The organism is Bradyrhizobium sp. 170 (assembly GCF_023101085.1).
Taxonomy (GTDB): Bacteria; Pseudomonadota; Alphaproteobacteria; order Rhizobiales; family Xanthobacteraceae; genus Bradyrhizobium.
On record NZ_CP064703.1, the window covers coordinates 4,393,200 to 4,409,233 of the forward strand.

At 61.7% G+C, this 16,034-nt stretch carries 19 protein-coding genes; 12 read left to right on the forward strand and 7 right to left on the reverse strand.

The features are described from left to right. The first annotated feature begins 24 nt into the window (after positions 1-24). Positions 25-732 (forward strand): helix-turn-helix domain-containing protein, encoded by a 708-nt coding sequence (locus IVB05_RS20330; protein ID WP_256473426.1) that lies wholly within the window; start codon positions 25-27, stop codon positions 730-732. Positions 733-928: 196 nt separating this feature from the next. Here the strand turns inward: IVB05_RS20330 and IVB05_RS20335 are convergent, their stop codons facing one another. After that, positions 929-1,273, reverse strand: a complete 345-nt coding sequence (locus IVB05_RS20335) for a low molecular weight protein tyrosine phosphatase family protein (protein WP_247786809.1) — start codon at positions 1,271-1,273, stop codon at positions 929-931. Between the two features lie 239 nt (positions 1,274-1,512). Between IVB05_RS20335 and IVB05_RS20340 the strand changes: the two genes are divergently transcribed. Then, positions 1,513-1,911 carry a DUF2306 domain-containing protein gene (locus IVB05_RS20340; RefSeq protein WP_247786374.1) on the forward strand — a complete coding sequence of 133 codons (399 nt, stop codon included), beginning with the start codon at positions 1,513-1,515 and terminating at the stop codon, positions 1,909-1,911. Between the two features lie 204 nt (positions 1,912-2,115). Then, positions 2,116-4,845 carry a DNA gyrase subunit A gene (gene gyrA, locus IVB05_RS20345; RefSeq protein WP_247786375.1) on the forward strand — a complete coding sequence of 910 codons (2,730 nt, stop codon included), beginning with the start codon at positions 2,116-2,118 and terminating at the stop codon, positions 4,843-4,845. 118 nt (positions 4,846-4,963) lie between these two features. Here the strand turns inward: gyrA and IVB05_RS20350 are convergent, their stop codons facing one another. From IVB05_RS20350 to IVB05_RS20360, 3 genes are all read right to left on the reverse strand, one after another. Then, a complete protein-coding gene (locus IVB05_RS20350) occupies positions 4,964-5,269 on the reverse strand; it encodes a hypothetical protein (RefSeq protein ID WP_247786376.1) in 306 nt (101 codons plus the stop codon). Between the two features lie 105 nt (positions 5,270-5,374). Further along, entirely contained in the window at positions 5,375-5,635 is a 261-nt protein-coding gene (locus tag IVB05_RS20355; protein ID WP_247786377.1) for a hypothetical protein, read from the reverse strand. Positions 5,636-6,042: 407 nt separating this feature from the next. Then, entirely contained in the window at positions 6,043-6,246 is a 204-nt protein-coding gene (locus IVB05_RS20360; protein WP_074278830.1) for a cold-shock protein, read from the reverse strand. A gap of 535 nt (positions 6,247-6,781) precedes the next feature. Between IVB05_RS20360 and IVB05_RS20365 the strand changes: the two genes are divergently transcribed. From IVB05_RS20365 to IVB05_RS20375, 3 genes are all read left to right on the forward strand, one after another. After that, a complete protein-coding gene (locus IVB05_RS20365; RefSeq protein ID WP_247786378.1) occupies positions 6,782-7,036 on the forward strand; it encodes a hypothetical protein in 255 nt (84 codons plus the stop codon). Between the two features lie 77 nt (positions 7,037-7,113). After that, the gene (locus IVB05_RS20370) at positions 7,114-7,860 is read left to right on the forward strand and encodes an alpha/beta hydrolase (protein ID WP_247786379.1); all 747 of its coding nucleotides are present in this window, start codon (positions 7,114-7,116) and stop codon (positions 7,858-7,860) included. A gap of 136 nt (positions 7,861-7,996) precedes the next feature. After that, positions 7,997-8,710 carry a hypothetical protein gene (locus IVB05_RS20375; protein ID WP_247786380.1) on the forward strand — a complete coding sequence of 238 codons (714 nt, stop codon included), beginning with the start codon at positions 7,997-7,999 and terminating at the stop codon, positions 8,708-8,710. A 103-nt stretch (positions 8,711-8,813) separates the two neighbouring features. On the opposite strand, the gene IVB05_RS20380 is transcribed toward IVB05_RS20375, so the two are convergent. Next, positions 8,814-9,812, reverse strand: a complete 999-nt coding sequence (locus tag IVB05_RS20380; protein ID WP_247786381.1) for a tripartite tricarboxylate transporter substrate-binding protein — start codon at positions 9,810-9,812, stop codon at positions 8,814-8,816. A gap of 34 nt (positions 9,813-9,846) precedes the next feature. Then, positions 9,847-11,205 carry a 3-carboxy-cis,cis-muconate cycloisomerase gene (gene pcaB / locus IVB05_RS20385; RefSeq protein WP_247786382.1) on the reverse strand — a complete coding sequence of 453 codons (1,359 nt, stop codon included), beginning with the start codon at positions 11,203-11,205 and terminating at the stop codon, positions 9,847-9,849. A 116-nt stretch (positions 11,206-11,321) separates the two neighbouring features. Between pcaB and IVB05_RS20390 the strand changes: the two genes are divergently transcribed. After that, entirely contained in the window at positions 11,322-12,104 is a 783-nt protein-coding gene (locus IVB05_RS20390) for a GntR family transcriptional regulator (RefSeq protein ID WP_247786383.1), read from the forward strand. Positions 12,105-12,198: 94 nt separating this feature from the next. Here the strand turns inward: IVB05_RS20390 and IVB05_RS20395 are convergent, their stop codons facing one another. Beyond that, the gene (locus IVB05_RS20395; RefSeq protein ID WP_247786384.1) at positions 12,199-12,456 is read right to left on the reverse strand and encodes a hypothetical protein; all 258 of its coding nucleotides are present in this window, start codon (positions 12,454-12,456) and stop codon (positions 12,199-12,201) included. A gap of 276 nt (positions 12,457-12,732) precedes the next feature. Between IVB05_RS20395 and coaD the strand changes: the two genes are divergently transcribed. The 5 genes from coaD (at position 12,733) to queA (ending at position 15,925) form a co-directional block, all read left to right on the forward strand. Further along, positions 12,733-13,230, forward strand: coding sequence for a pantetheine-phosphate adenylyltransferase (coaD, locus tag IVB05_RS20400; RefSeq protein WP_247786385.1), 498 nt, complete (start codon positions 12,733-12,735; stop codon positions 13,228-13,230). A 47-nt stretch (positions 13,231-13,277) separates the two neighbouring features. Then, positions 13,278-13,820, forward strand: coding sequence for a peptidylprolyl isomerase (locus tag IVB05_RS20405; protein WP_247786386.1), 543 nt, complete (start codon positions 13,278-13,280; stop codon positions 13,818-13,820). Positions 13,821-13,824: 4 nt separating this feature from the next. Beyond that, entirely contained in the window at positions 13,825-14,265 is a 441-nt protein-coding gene (locus IVB05_RS20410) for a TonB C-terminal domain-containing protein (protein WP_247786387.1), read from the forward strand. Continuing rightward, positions 14,241-14,705 carry a peptidylprolyl isomerase gene (locus IVB05_RS20415; RefSeq protein WP_247786388.1) on the forward strand — a complete coding sequence of 155 codons (465 nt, stop codon included), beginning with the start codon at positions 14,241-14,243 and terminating at the stop codon, positions 14,703-14,705. The genes IVB05_RS20410 and IVB05_RS20415 overlap by 25 nt, the downstream gene beginning before the upstream one ends. Before the next feature lie 143 nt (positions 14,706-14,848). Next, complete coding sequence (queA, locus tag IVB05_RS20420) at positions 14,849-15,925, forward strand: tRNA preQ1(34) S-adenosylmethionine ribosyltransferase-isomerase QueA (protein ID WP_247786389.1); 1,077 nt, start codon at positions 14,849-14,851, stop codon at positions 15,923-15,925. Positions 15,926-16,034: the final 109 nt, after the last annotated feature.

Consider the following 16,034-nt stretch of genomic DNA (forward strand, 5'->3'; position numbering starts at 1 on the left):
ACCAAAGATGTTTGAATTGCCGCCATGAAAGGCGGTTACGGCGAGTTCTGCCCGATCGCAAAGGCGTCCGAGGTCTTCGCCACACGTTGGACGCCGCTCGTGCTGCGCGAGTTGATGTTGGGCGCACATAGCTTCAATGACATTCATCGCGGGGTGCCGCTGATGTCGCGGACTCTCCTGGCCGAGCGCCTGCGGCAATTGGAAGAAAACGGAATTGTCGTAAGAACTCACCCTGACGGTTCTGGCTGCGAACATTGGCTGACACCGTCGGGCGAAGCGTTTCACGATGTCTTGCGTGACCTCTCGCGCTGGGGTTTGGCGCACGCCCGCGATCGGCTCACCGCCGACGATTTGAATCCCGGCCTGTTGATGTGGCGAATGCGCAAGCGCGTCGACATCGGTGCGTTGCCGGAGCGCCGCGTGGTCATCCGCTTCGAATTCTCCGGTGTTCCCAGAAGCCGAACGACGTTACGCATCATGTGGCTGATCCTCGAACGGACAGGCGTCGACATATGCTTCAAGGATCCGGGATATACCGTCGATCTGACCGTTCGCGGTGATGTTGCTATCCTTGTCAGGCTTTACCTCGGGCAGGTGAGTTGGCAGGAGGTCGAGGGAAAAGCATTGTCGATCGAGGGCGATCGACGGATGGCGCGACAGCTTCCAATCTGGCTGCAGCTCCACAGACAACTCGGCCGCGATTATCTACCGTTTGGGCGTCCTGCTGCCTGACCAGCAGCCCCGATCACACCCGCCGTTGGACCGCCGCTGCGACGGCAGTTCTGCTTTGGGTCTTGTCGTTCCCCCGGGGATCGTAGCGGTGTGCCGCGCCGTGGCCGTCGGCAGCGGCGCGCAACAAAATCGCAGCTTTGGGTTGACCAAAGAGACAACTCTGACGGTTCAAGTTGTCTGGAGCGATGGGCGTTCTCTATCGCATTGACGGTCCCGGTTGAGGCAGGAAACGGCTGACCCGCTTTTCGAGGACCCGGACCAAGACGGGATCCATGAATTCGTAGTCGTCGGGAATGTCGAGGCAGACTACGCGCTTATCCCTCAAACGAGCCCGGAATTTCCGGTTCAGCTTGGTGCGGTGGGTCTTCTCCATGACGAAGATGATGTCGGCCCACTCGACCTGTTCGGACGACAACGGCACGCTCGCGCCGTTCGAGATGCCGGCCGAGTCGGTCTCGATCCCCGGCCAATTTGAAAAGACCTGTTCGGCGGTGGGGCTGCGCAGACGATTGGCACTGCAGACGAATAGGACGTTGGTCATGTTCTCGAATTCGTGTCGCATGGCCGAACGCCCACAAATTCAAACTTGGGGCAGCACCCGGGCAAGCCTCGGCTCGACTCCATTCACTGGAATGCGGTCCAGCGAGTTGATTCTAAGTCAAATTTGGATGCCGTTCTACGTTTTGACTTCGCTGGATGTTAATGATATTTACATTAGGAACTCGGTCTAACGCCCTCCACGGTATTCAATCGAACGCCAACGGATCTGGAGCGCCCACCATGAGCCTCGCACCGCTGCTGGAGGCCCCCGGGACGATCCCACTGCACGCCTTCGCGGCCATGGCGGCGTTTGCGCTCGGCATCGTGCAGTTCGCAGCACCGAAGGGAACGTTGCCGCACCGGACCATCGGCTGGATCTGGGTGCTGCTGATGTTTGCGGTCGCGATCAGCTCGTTTTGGATCCATGAGATCCGCCTGGTCGGGCCGTTCAGCCCGATCCATCTGCTCTCGATCTTCACGCCGATCATGCTGGTGCTCGCGGTCCTGCATGCCCGCCGGCACAATGTCAGCGGTCACCGCAAAGCGATGATGTCGATCTTCTTTGGAGCGCTCGTCGTCGCCGGCCTGTTCACCTTCGTGCCGGGACGGATCATGCATGCGGTGGTTTTAGGCCATTAGACCGTTCCGGAAAAACGCTGTTCCAGCATCGGTTTGCAGGGCCTGAAAATGCCGCCTCAAGCGAACCCGCCGGAACGCCCTCGTGATCCCCGTAAGTCCATGAAAAAACGAGCGGAAAAACAACCTCTCCAGCGCGCTTCGGGGTGGTTATCGCACCCCCGATGCGCTATATGATTCTCAGCTGAGAACTGACCGGATTTCCCTTTGTCTGACCCTGAAAATAACACGCCCGGCGAGCCGCCGGAGCCCTCCGATATCCGTCCCGTTTCCATCCTCGACGAGATGAAACGCTCCTACCTCGATTACGCCATGAGCGTGATCGTGGCGCGGGCGCTGCCGGACGCCCGCGACGGGCTCAAGCCCGTGCACCGCCGCATTCTCTACGCGATGCACGAGAACGGCTTCGAGTGGAACAAGTCGTACAACAAGTCGGCGCGCACGGTCGGCGACGTCATCGGTAAATACCATCCCCACGGCGATCAGTCGGTCTATGATGCGCTGGTGCGTCTGGCGCAGGATTTCTCCATGCGCGTGCCGCTGATCGACGGCCAGGGCAATTTCGGCTCGGTGGACGGCGATACGGCGGCCGCCATGCGGTACACCGAATCCCGCCTGACCAAGATCGCACAGACGCTGCTCGACGACATCGACAAGGACACCGTCGATTTCCAGGCCAACTACGACAGCCGCGACCGTGAACCGACGGTGCTGCCGGCCAAATTCCCCAACCTTCTGGTCAACGGCGCCGGCGGCATCGCCGTCGGCATGGCGACCAACATCCCGCCGCACAATCTCGGCGAAGTCATCGACGCCTGCGTGGCGCTGATCGACAATCCCGCGCTGACAATCGACGATCTCATCAACATCGTGCCCGGGCCTGATTTCCCGACCGGCGGCATCATCCTTGGACGTCAGGGCATCCGCTCGGCCTATCATCTCGGCCGCGGCTCGATCGTGATGCGCGGCAAGGTCGCCATCGACACCATCCGCAAGGACCGCGAAGCGATCATCGTCACCGAAATTCCGTTCCAGGTGAACAAGGCCACCATGGTGGAGCGCATCGCCGAACTGGTGCGCGAGAAGAAGATCGAGGGCATTTCCGACCTGCGCGACGAATCCGACCGTGACGGTTTCCGCGTCGTCGTCGAACTGAAGCGCGACGCCGTGCCCGACGTGGTGTTGAATCAGCTCTATCGTTTCACGCCGCTGCAGACGAATTTTCCGGCCAACATGGTGGCGCTCGACGCCGGCCGGCCGCAGACGATGAACCTGAAGGACTTCCTGACGCTGTTCATCGCCTTCCGCGAACAGGTGGTGACCCGGCGCACGAAATTCCTGCTTAACAGGGCCCGCGACCGTGCCCATATCCTGGTCGGTCTCGCCATCGCGGTCGCCAATATCGACGAGATCATTCGTGTGATCAGAACCTCGCCCGATCCGACCACCGCGCGCGACACGCTGATGTCGCGCGACTGGCCGGCCAGGGACGTCGAAGCGATGATCACGCTGATCGACGATCCCCGGCACCGGATGGCGCCCGACGGCACGGCGCGGCTGTCGCTGGAGCAGGCCAAGGCCATTCTCGAGCTGCGCCTGCAGCGGCTGACGGCGCTCGGCCGCGACGAGATTTCCGAAGATCTCGACAAGCTCGCGGTGGAAATCGCCGACTATCTCGACATCCTGCGCTCGCGTGCGCGCGTGCAGGCCATCATCAAGGAAGAACTTGCGGCGGTCCGGTCCGAGTTCGCCACCCCGCGCAAAACCGTCATTATGGAGCAGGAAGGCGAGGTCGAGGACGAGGACCTGATCCAGCGCGAGGACATGGTGGTCACGGTCTCGCACGCCGGTTACGTCAAGCGCGTGCCGCTCTCGACCTATCGGGCGCAGCGCCGCGGCGGCAAGGGCCGCGCGGGCATGCAGACCCGCGACGAGGACTTTGTCTCCAGGCTGTTCGTGGCCTCGACCCATACGCCGGTGCTGTTCTTCTCCTCGAAGGGCCAGGTCTACAAGGAGAAGGTCTGGCGGCTGCCGGTGGCGGCGCCCAACGCGCGCGGCAAGGCGCTGATCAACATCCTGCCGCTGGAGCAGGGCGAGCGCATCACCACCATCATGCCGCTGCCGGAGGATGAATCCTCCTGGGCCAATCTCGACGTGATGTTCGCCACGACGGGCGGCACCGTCCGCCGCAACAAGCTGTCCGACTTCGTCGATGTCCGCCGCTCCGGCATCATCGCCATGAAGCTCGGGGAGGGCGAGGCGATCGTCGACGTGCAGATCTGCACCGAGCACGACGACGTGCTGCTGACCGCGGCCGGCGGCCAGTGTATCCGCTTCCCCGTCACCGATGTCCGCGTCTTCACCGGCCGCACCTCGATGGGCGTGCGCGGTATCGCCTTGGCCCAGAACGACACGCTGATCTCGCTGGCGATCCTGCGCCATGTCGAGACCACGTCGGACGAACGGTTGGCCTACCTGAAGATGCGCCGCGCGGTGGCCGGCGAAACCTCGGTTGAGGAGCCTGCGGATGCCGAGGGTGAGGAGACTTCGGGTTCGCTCCAGCTCTCGCAGGAGCGCTACGCAGACATGTCGGCGCAGGAGCAGGTCGTGCTGACGGTCTCCGTCAACGGCTATGGCAAGCGCACCTCGTCCTACGAATACCGCACCACCGGCCGCGGCGGCAAAGGCATCGTCGCGATGTCCGTCAACAACCGTAACGGCAAGCTGGTGGCGTCATTCCCCGTGGAGCACAGCGATCAGATCATGCTGGTTACCGACAAGGGCCAGCTGATCCGCTGCCCGGTAGAGGACATCCGCATCGCCGGCCGCTCGACGCAGGGCGTCATCGTGTTCGATACCGCTGAAGACGAACACGTGGTGTCGGTCGAGCATATCGGCGACGACGGGGAGAACGGCGAGAACGGGAACGGCGGCTAGCGCCGCCCTCATGGTGAGGAGCGCGCCTCGGCGCGCGTCTCGAACCATGGCACCGGGGGCCTTATCCTTCGAGACGGCGCAAGCGCCTCTTGAGCCGCTTATGCCGACAGCAAACGCATTAGTTCTTTCTGGGCGGCGGTTCGTTCGCTACTTCCTTTGCCAGTAGCTTTAAATGTTTCTGCTGCCGCGCGTCAGCTTTTGCTGCCGCCGCTTCCGATGCAGCCACGAGACTGCGATAGAGCTTAAGGTTTTGCTGGCGAATGAAAAATTGATGTTCCATAGCTACCTCCTTGAGGGCATGGATTGGATCGCACATTGCGCCCAAGAGAGGGAAGGTCGAGGACGTATTATCTGCCAGAACGATCGAGGAAGACGACAACAAGTTTGGGCAAGCCGTCACCAACATGGCACTGATATCGCTCAAGCGGTTAGCCGAGCGGCAAGCAGTCATTAAAACGGGCACAAGCCGGAATGCCGTCTGAGCGCTCAATAACGATCGCGCTTTGCATCGAGGCTGGCGTGATTCGGTTCACGTATTTCGGATGACTGCTCCGTCACCAGACCAATCCTTAGGGTCAGGAACGAAAGTATCTGCTACGAAGTTTTTATCGACCGAACCAAACCGGATAACAGTGTGCGTATAAATCCACCCGCCCGGCACTCTGAAACGAAATATGGTTTCATCATACTGACCGGTGACATGATCTTTAAACACTTCTTCGTGGCTGTGAAGCTTTTGCTCAGGCATAAACATCTTTCGAGTGCCGCTGCCAACAACCACCAAAATCAACTGACTTGCCACGTTTTAAAGACAAAGATGCTTGACTTGCTCACCATTCGCCAGACGAAGCGAACAGTTCGTTTCCATTAGCGTTGCGGATCTCTTTGTTGACCGCCGCTCTGCTGCCCGCCCTGGTTTGAATTTTGCGTCTGTTGGCCAAGCGTCTGATTCGGGTTCTGGCCGGACTTGGCGTACTAATCGCCCTGTCGATTCTGCTGACCATACCTGTGGGGATTATTCTGTTTGTCATCACGTCTCCCTAATGGTCGGGAACATGCAACAACCGGGCATACGATAGCTCGTTCCGGCAAATCAAAAAGAAAGCCGTTCAATTCAAATGTGACAGGCCACTTGCAAACAAGCGGCAGCGAAACCCCCCGGCGTGAGCCGGCGGGCTTCGCAATGCCCTTCCGAAGTCACCCGACCCTCAAATTCTCCGCCGACGTCTTCCCCTTGTTGGGCACTTCCTCATAGCTGACCTTTGCACCCTCATTGAGTGTGCTGAGCCCAGCTTTCTCGACCGCGGAGATGTGCACGAACACATCCTTGCTGCCGTTATCGGGCTGAATGAATCCATAGCCCTTTGTCGCGTTGAACCACTTCACCGTTCCGGTTGCCACCTTGGTCGTCTCCCATATCCGATAGGACCTAGAGACAACCTCGTGCCGATCTAGAAGGCAAGCAAAACCCGCCGGGGGTGAGCGGCGGGGCCCGGACTATGGGCTGGTGCCTGCCTTCCTTCCAAATATCCGCGAATTAACTCGCTTTTGAGTTCCCTGGAGGCGCATACTCGGACAATCACCGCTCCGCCTCCTGGGCATTACCGGTGACAGAGAGTGTTGCGCTCCCGCCTATTCGAGGGAAGCATCATGCCCCAGTCTCAACGCCTGTCGTCCGTCATTCCATTCGTTGCAATTGAGCGCCCCGCTTGTCCGAAGTGCAAGGCCCCGATGATGCTCGTCAGTATCGAGCTGGCACGCCCGGGCGTCGACTTGCATAGCTTTGAATGCGCCATCTGCAACCACGCACATACGACCCTTGCCGCGTATGAAGACCCCATGAAGTCCAAGTCCCTTGGACGCTGGCTTCAAGGCGATTTGCACCCGCCGAAGTAACGTGCGTCGGCGTCAACCGGCGGATTTTGTAGTACTTGAATTGAGGTGGCCCGTAGAATCGCCCACAGGCCCATGGCTTCTGGCGTCAGCGCGCGATGAAGCCGGAGACGTCGGCGGTGCACCGCCGGAATTGTGCTATGTTTGGGCTTCGAGCGAAGGAACAGCGACGATACTAGGCATCCGCAGTTCGACCCAGGGCGTCATCGTGTTCGATACCGCCGAGGACGAGCACGTGGTGTCGGTCGAGCATATCGGTGACGACGGGGAGAACGGCGAGAACGGGAACGGCGGCTAGCGCTGCCGTCATCGGGAGGAGCGCCCGGTCGCGCGCCCCTCGAGGCAATTCGCTGGTCGCCGGATTTTTGGGAAACAATGTCCTTACGATTCACTCTTGTGGCGGGACCTCTGGTCCGAGCGTCAAGCTGGGAGCTAACGGCCGAATGCCTGCGGGCGGCGGGATGTCATGTCCATGTGCCTGACGTACTGGCCCATCACCGTTCGCCGCCTTCCTGGAGCGCATGGACCTCTCAACTTCTGGAGAACATGACCCGCGGCCATGAACCGATTGTGGTGGGTCATAGCTCGGCGAGTGCGCTGGTTGCCGATCTTGCGACCAGGCTGCCCGCGCGCGGAATAATCATTGTGGATGGGGAGGTGCCTCCATCGCAAGGCGCAGCCTTCCCGGTCAGGCCCGCCCTTCACGACTTCATCAAGGGCCTCGTCGAACCCGCCGGCATGCTTCCGATCTGGTCGAGATGGTTCGCGCGCGATATGCGGCGTATGTCTCTTGTCGGTCTGGATGTTCTGGCGCGCGACGCGGTGGCATTCGCACGGTTCGAGAGTGGACTCCCACGCATGCACATCGGCTGGTTCGACGACGCGATCGAACTCGCCAATTGGGACCATATCCCTGCCGGTTTCATCCAGACTTCGGCGATCTATGATCACGCAGCCATCGAGGCGCAACGACGTGGCTGGCCTGCAAGGCACACATTTGCATCCGACGCTTCATCCAGCAGAGACGGCAAACGCAATTCTTTCCATGTCGCGGCAACTTGTCCCCGGTGGGAAGCATTAGTCAGCCGTAGCCCGCTGAAGCGAAGCGCAACCCGGGATTAGCTCATCCGCTAGCGAGACGTTCCCCGGATTGCGCTTCGCTTCATCCGGGCTACGCGCTTGTTCTGACGATCAACTGAAGATAGAAATCCGTGCGGAGCAGGCACGCCGTTGTGGGCTCAGGATATCGGCTGACCTTATGCGCATTCGTATGGTTTACATGTTGGTCGCAGGATGTCTGGCGCTCCTGTTACCCGGATACGCCGCAGCCCAGGATGATACGAAAACGGCCGCCGCGACCTGCGGCGTCGATATCGACGGCGAGAAAGCGAATGCCCTGGAGGCTGCTTGCTTGCGTGAGTTCGGAAGACTGGCGAGCCGTAAGGGAGATCTGCTAACGCTGCGGCTCGAAAGCGGCGCGTCAAAGGTGTACCGGGATGATCCCAAAGCCTGCGAGACCGACGACGCGAAAAATTGCATCAGCCATCGGCTTGCCGCGTATCATGCTGAGGCGCGCGTCTATTCGATCGTGATTCAATACTACGAAGGAAGCAGCGTCGAACTTCTCAGCGCTCGCACAGGAAAGGTTCTGCTTGTATCAGGCACGCCATATTTTTCGCCGGATGGATCAAGGTTTGTTGTCATAGATAATGATTACGGCCATGGCGGTCCTCACGATCTTTCCGTCGGGTCCACTGCAAACAGTTCGCTTTCGCTGGAGTGGGAGCATCTCAGCGAGGCTGGCGAGCTTCGCGAATGGCGCCTCGAGCGCTGGATCGATAATGACCATATCGCTCTGCGCGTGTATCCCGCCGACGCCGATCGAAGGTGCCCAGACAACAATTGCGACGCGATGCTCGCGCGTTTCGGCAATAGTTGGGTGATCCGCCGGTTGTCGGCCCCGCAACAATAGTGACCGTAGCCCGGGTGGAGCGCAGCGCAACCCGGGGATAGGCCTATCCGCTGGCGAGACCGTCCCGGATTGCGCTTCGCTTCATCCGGGCTACGATCGGGCATCACTCGATGGTCAAACCGGCCTTCTGGATCAGCGGCACCCAGCGATCGATTTCCGACTGGACGTAGTTGCGGAAGCCGGTTGGGGTATTGGCCGCGTCCTGCGGCATTTCCAGGCCGAGCGGGGCGAGGCGGGCGCGCAAGGTTGCGTCCTGGGTTGCCTTGCGGATCGAGGCGTTCAACCGCTGCACGATTGGTTGCGGCGTTCCCTTCGGCGCCAGGAATCCGAGCCAGACCGGGAAGTCGAGGCCATCGACGCCGAACTCGTTGGTGGAGGGCACCTCGGGCAGGGTGGAAATCCGCGCCGACCGAAACACCGCCAGCGGCCGCACGGTTTTCGCCTGAATCTGGGCCAGCGCCGTGAGCGACACTTCGACCATGTAGTCGATCTGGCCAGCGATGAGATCGTTCATCGCAGGACCCGTTCCCCGATAGGAGACCAGATTGATCTTGGTGCCGAGCCGTACGTTCAGCATGGCGGCGCCCATATGCGCCGACGAGCCGGGTCCGGCGGTGCCGGCGTTGAGCTTGGCTTCGTTGGCGCGGACATACTCCACGAATGCCTTGAAGTTATCAGGCGGAAGATCGCGCTTGACGATCAGCAGCTGCGGAAGGTCGCCAAGCAGTCCGAGATGTTCGTAATCCGTGATCGGGTTGTAGCGCAGGTTCTTGTAGAGCCCGACACTCGACACATGCGTGCCGGCCTGGCCGATCTGGATCGTATAGCCGTCAGGTGTCGCGCGCGCGGCCCTGGTTGAGCCGATCGTTCCGCCGGCTCCGGCGACGTTTTCGATCACCAGCGTTTGCCCGAGATAACGCGAAAGGAATTCGGCATAGATGCGCGCGATCGCATCGGTTGGCCCGCCGGCGGCGAAGGGTACGATGACGGTGATCGGTTTATCCGGATAGTTCGTTTGAGCGCGAAGAATGGACGGCAGCATGCAAAGTGCGCCTGCCAGGCCGAACGTGACTGCGCGGCGGTCAAGAATTCGAGACGCCATGAATCGATCCTCCCAAGTGTTTATCGTTTTTCGCTTATCGTTTGATTTGACGGGCGAGCACGCGGTCCACCATCGCCCCGGCCGTTCCGAGATAGTTCGATGGTTCGCACAAGGCGGCGAGCCGATCGCGGGGCAGGGCGGATGCGATCGCCGGTCGCCGCAGCAACGCATCGAGGAGCGGCTCGCCACGGGTGAACGCATCGCGGCACGCGGCATAGACCTCGTCATGCGCAAGCTGGCGGCCAAGCGCGGGCGCGAGCCCCATCATGACGGCTTCGGCCACGATCAGCCCGCGCGTGGAATCGAGGTTTCGCTTCATCGCGGCCTGATCGACGATCAGGCCGGAAAGCATGAATTGCGCCTGTGCCAGCGAGCCGGCCGTGAGAAGACAGACCTGGGGCAATGCGTGCCATTCGCAATGCCAGGGCCCGGTGGCGCGCTCGAGATCCTGCACGATGCTGTCGAGCATCAGCGACGCGGCGTCGCGGGACATCTTTGCGTTCGCCAGCAGAATTTCCGACGAGATCGGATTGCGCTTCTGCGGCATGGTCGAGGATGCGCCGCGATGCGAGGCGAAGGGTTCGAACACCTCGCCGATCTCGGTTGCCATCAGGATCATGACGTCATAGCCGATCTTGCCGAGCGCGCCGCAGATCACCGCAAGCGTCTGGACGACCTCGACCAGTCCATCGCGGGCGACGTGCCAGGTGATGTCAGGCTCGGCAAGACCGAGGACGCGCGCATAGGCGGCACGCACATCCAGTCCATGCGTGCCCAGTGAAGCCAGCGTTCCCGCAGCGCCACCGAGCTGCGCCTGAAGGGCGCGAGGCTTGGCCTGTTCTAGCCGGTCGGCCGAGCGCTGCAGCGCCGAGAGCCAGATCGCAGCCTTGTGCCCGAAGGTGATCGGCAGGGCCTGTTGAAGGTGGGTTCGCCCTGCCATCGGCGTATCGCGATGAAGGCGGGCGAGATCGGCAAGCGTGGCCATGACCTCGACGAGCTGGGCTTCGATCAGCGCCACCGCTTCGCGCAGTTGCAGCACCGTCGCCGTGTCCATGATGTCCTGGGTGGTCGCTCCCCAATGCACGTAGCGGCCGGCTTCCCCCAGTTGCTCCGAGAGCTGGCGCACCAGGCCGACGATGGGATAGCCGACGTTCTCGGTGTCGCGTTTCAACTGCTCGCTGTCGAGCGCGATCGCCGGGGCCTTTTGCGCGATCGCCTGTGCCGCCTCTTGCGGGATCACGCCGGCTTCGCCCTGGGCCACCGCAAGCGCCACTTCGGCCTGCACATAGGCCCTGAGCTGGGCTTCGTCGGAAAACACCGCGCGCATGGCCGGCGTCGAGAACACGTCGCGATAGAGGATGCTGTCGAAGATCGTGCTGGCCACCGCGGTCATTTCCTCCCTGTTAATATGTACGGCCATATGATTGATACGTACAAATTTGTCAAGCGCAGGGTGCGGGTCCGTCGAAGCCGTGCTATGGGAGCGCCCCACGCCGAGAACCGTTCGACATGCCAATTTACGAGGATATCGCCCGCGATTTGCTGGAGGCGATCCACCGGGGCCAGTACCCCGTCGGCGGGCTGATACCGACCGAACTGGAGCTTGCCGCGCGCTACGATGTGAGCCGGCAGACCGTGCGGGCCGCGATGCGTCGGCTCACGGAGCTTGGGGCGGTTTCGCGCCGGAAGGGGTCCGGGACGCGGGTTGAGACGCGCGAACGTCCGCAAGAGAGTTTTCAGCAGACGCTCGGCTCATTGAGCGATCTCGTGGCTCTGGCTGCGGCGACGGATCGCGACATCAGAAGCATCGACACCGTCGTGATGGATCGCAAGGCGGCGCGGCGCTTCGGCTGTCAGCCGGGGTCGCGCTGGCTGCGGATCGCCTATGTTCGAGCATCGACCAAGCCCAAGAGCCCGCCATTGGCCTGGGTCGATTGCTATGTCGAAGAAAGCTATGCAGATGCGGTGAGCGACATCAGGAAAGACCGCCGCCTGGTCTGCGACATGATTGCGGACAGTTACGGCGTGATCGCCTCCGAAGTGCACCAAACCGTCGCGGCGAGCGTGATTCCGAACGAGTTTGCCAAGGCGCTGGGGGCAGAGGCGGGGTCGCCCGCGCTCGAAGTCATCCGCCGATATCTGGACGCGCACGGCCGCCTGTTCGAAATCTCGGAAAGCATCCATCCCGCCGGCCGATACGTCGTGACGTCGGTGCTCAAGCGCGTCGCCAAGCCGGGGCCGGCAGACAGCCGTGCGCCGCGATCTTCCGGCAAGACGAGATCGCGTTCCTGAGGCGGGCGGAAGACGCAAACGGCGAGCAGGGGGGCATCCCTGCTCGCCAATACTGCGGTCTCTTGGAGGTTGGTCGGAACGAAAACTTTTGCCGTTACGGGGTGCGGTCAGCGGTCACCAGGCGGGCTTCCTTCACCATCGACTTGGAGCCGGCCGAACGGAGGCAGGAAGCTTCGAAATTCGGCCAGGCCTGCTGCGAGCAGTCCTTGCCAACGGTGCGGATATCGAGGCGGTCACCCTTGGCAAGCGCCTGCGGAACACTGGCTTCGACCTGGGGGGCAAAGCCGGGCAATACGGTCAGCGCGGCGGCAATGAACGCAGCAGCAGCAATTGCGGAAAAAGCCTTGATCATGACGGTCCCCTGTCATGGGCCTTGGCGGCCCCGTCGTTTCGTTGGATGGAGTTGTAGCCAGCGCAAGTTTCCGGCCGTCTTCGCCAACTCCGAAAATGGTTTCATCCGGGCCGAGTTTTGTTTCGTCGGCCAGTGGCGGACGAAACATTTGCCGGCTCGCCCAGGGAGACGCTTGGGGCCCCGGACTGGTTCATTGGCCGATCCGAAATAAAAAGCCGCCTCGGCAGGGAACCGGGCCCGGCTTGCCGGGCCGCCCGGGGCGGGGTAGAGGGGGTTATGCCCCGTATCGCGCTCTATCCCGGCTCATTCGATCCCGTCACCAACGGCCATCTGGACGTGGTGAGGCACGCCGTCACCCTTTGCGACCGCCTGATCGTCGCAGTGGCGCTTCATTCCAGTAAAAAGCCGTTGTTTTCGATCGAAGAACGCCTGGCCATGCTTCAGGAAGTATGTGGCCCCATCGCCCAGAAGGCTGGCTGCGCCTTTGAGTGTGCGACCTATGACAACCTTACTGTCACGGCGGCCCGGAAGGCGGGCGCGACCATCATGATTCGCGGCCTGCGTGACGGCACCGATCTCGACTACGAGATGCAGCTCGCCGGCATGAACGAGGCCATGGCGCCCGACGTGCATACCGTATTCGTTCCGGCCTCGCCGGCGGTCCGCCCGATCACCGCCACACTGGTGCGCCAAATCGCTCAGATGGGTGGGGATTTCTCAGCTTTCGTGCCGTCATCGGTCGCAGCCCAGCTCAAGGCCAAATTCGCCAGCTAGCCGCCCCCGTCGGCGCTTTCTACCCGACCTCTTGATCCGGAGTTTTCATGATCCGCATTCTCGCACTCGTCGCCGCGCTCGTCTGCGCGGTCCCCGCCATCGCCCAGCCGCTGCCGGCCAATCTCGACAAGGCGAATGCGATCGTGATCGACACCACCAAGGGCCGCATCGTGATCAAGCTGCGGAGCGACCTCGCGCCCCAACATGCCGAGCGCATCAAGCTCCTGGCGCGCGAGGGCTACTACAACAACGTGCCGTTCCATCGCGTGATCGAGGGATTCATGGCGCAGACCGGCGACGGCAAGAATTTCAACGGCACCGGTGGTTCGAAACATCCGAACCTGCCGGCCGAATTCTCCAACGTGCCGTTCAAGCGCGGCATCGTCGGGATGGCCCGAACGAGCGATCCCAACTCGGCCAATTCGCAGTTCTTCATCATGTTCGCCGAAGGCGCGGCACTGAACGGCAAGTACACCGTGATGGGCGAAGTGGTGTCGGGCATGGATGTGGTCGACAAGATCAAGCGCGGCGAACCCGTCGTCGATCCCGACAAGATGGTGAAGGTGCAGGTCGCATCCGACGTCAAGTGAGGCCATGATTTCGGCGCGCCGCAAGCCATCCGTCTGGTTTGCCGCCGTTCTGTTGTGGCTTGTGCCGGCGGCGCACGTGTCGGCCCAGCCGGAGCAACTCGACACCATCAAGGACGTCTTTGCCAAACTGTATTCGTGCTGGCAGCCGCCGCCCGCTTCGCGCGCCAACCCGATGGACATCACGGTTATTGTCAGTTTCAACCGCGAGGGCGCCATTCTTGGTCAACCAAGGATTACCTATGAATCCGCAAACGCTGGCGATAACGACCGGATTGCGTACCGAATTGCCGTCATGGAAACATTGCAACGCTGTGCGCCGTTGCCATTTACCGAGGGACTGGGCGGTGCGATTGCCGGCCGGCCTTTGGCTGTCACTTTCAGATCCCGCAAACGTCCACCCAAACCTGAAGAGAAAAGAGCATGGCTGATACCGAAAATACTTTGATTCTTGAAACCACCCAGGGCCCCGTCACCATCGAAATGCGCCCCGATCTGGCGCCGGGCCATGTCGCCCGGATCAAGGAACTGGTGCGCGAGGGATTTTACGACGGTATCGTGTTCCATCGGGTGATCGAAGGCTTCATGGCACAGACCGGATGCCCGCACGGCACCGGCACCGGCGGTTCCGGCAAGAAGCTGAAGGCCGAATTCAACAAGGAACCGCATGTCCGCGGCACCACCTCGATGGCCCGCGCCGCGAGCCCGGATTCCGGCGACAGCCAGTTCTTCATCTGCTTCGACGACGCTTCCTTCCTCAACGGCCAGTACACAGTCTGGGGCAAGGTCACCTCGGGCATGGAGAACGTCGACAAGATCAAGCGCGGCGAGCCGGTACAGAACCCGGACAAGATCGTCAAGGCGCGGATGGCGCAGGACGCGGCTTAAGCCGTAACGAACTCCAATGTCATGCCCTGCGAAGGCGGGGCATCCAGTACTCGCCAGCTTTCGCTATAAGAGAGGTCCGTGAGCACTGGATCGCCGCCCCAGTGCGCAATTGCGCACAAGGCGGGCGATGACGGCCTGGGCCGATGCGCACCGATCTCTTCGACTTCGAACTCCCTGCCACGAGCATCGCGCTGCGGCCTGCAAGCCCGCGCGATTCTGCGCGCATGCTCGTGATGCAACCCGACGGCGTGCTGCATGACCGCACCGTCGCCGAGCTGCCGCATTGGCTGCAGCCCGGCGACCAGCTCGTCGTCAACGATACCAAGGTAATTTCCGCCCAGCTCAAAGGCCGACGCATCGGCCGCGAGACCGAGCCAAAGATCGAGGCGACGCTGATCAAGCGCCTTGATGGCTCGCGCTGGCAGGCGCTGGTCAAGCCTGCGAAGAAGCTCGCGCCCGGCGACGTGGTTCGCTTCGGCAATGAAGGCAAGGTCTGCCTGCTCGGCCATCTCGACGCCGAGGTCGAGGCCAAGGGCGAGGAGGGCGAGATTACGTTGTCGTTCTCGTTTCATGGGCCGGCGCTGGATCAGGCCATCGCCGATCTCGGCACGCCGCCGCTGCCGCCCTACATCGCTTCCAAGCGCACGCCCGACGACCGCGATGCGGCCGACTACCAGACCATGTTCGCGGCGAACGAAGGCGCCGTTGCGGCGCCGACCGCGGGACTGCATTTCACGCCTGAGCTGGAAGCGGCGCTGCGCGGCCGCGGCGTCGAACTGCACCGGCTGACCTTGCATGTCGGGGCAGGGACCTTCCTGCCGGTCAAGGTGGAGGAAACCTCTGAGCACAGGATGCACGCCGAGTGGGGTTCGATATCGGCCGATACCGCCAGCGCCCTGAACGCCGCGCGCGCCAAAGGCGGACGCATCGTAGCTGTCGGCACCACATCGCTGCGGCTATTGGAGAGCGCCACGACCGAAGACGGCACCATTCAGCCGTTCGACAGCGAGACCTCGATCTTCATCACGCCGGGCTATCGCTTTCGCGCGGTCGATATTCTCATGACCAATTTCCACCTGCCGCGCTCGACGCTGTTCATGCTGGTGTCGGCCTTCTCAGGGCTCGACGCGATGAAGCATGCCTATGCGCATGCGATTGCGGCGGGGTACCGGTTCTATTCCTACGGGGATGCCTGCCTGCTGTTTCGCGCGCGGGATTGAGGCAAAAGCCGCGCCTCTTGATCTTGAAAAAAAGGCCCGCCAGTGCGGCGGGCAAAGGTTCAGGGAGGAAGCGCTCTGACAATAAAGCGCCACTATCTGTCTCTTCGAT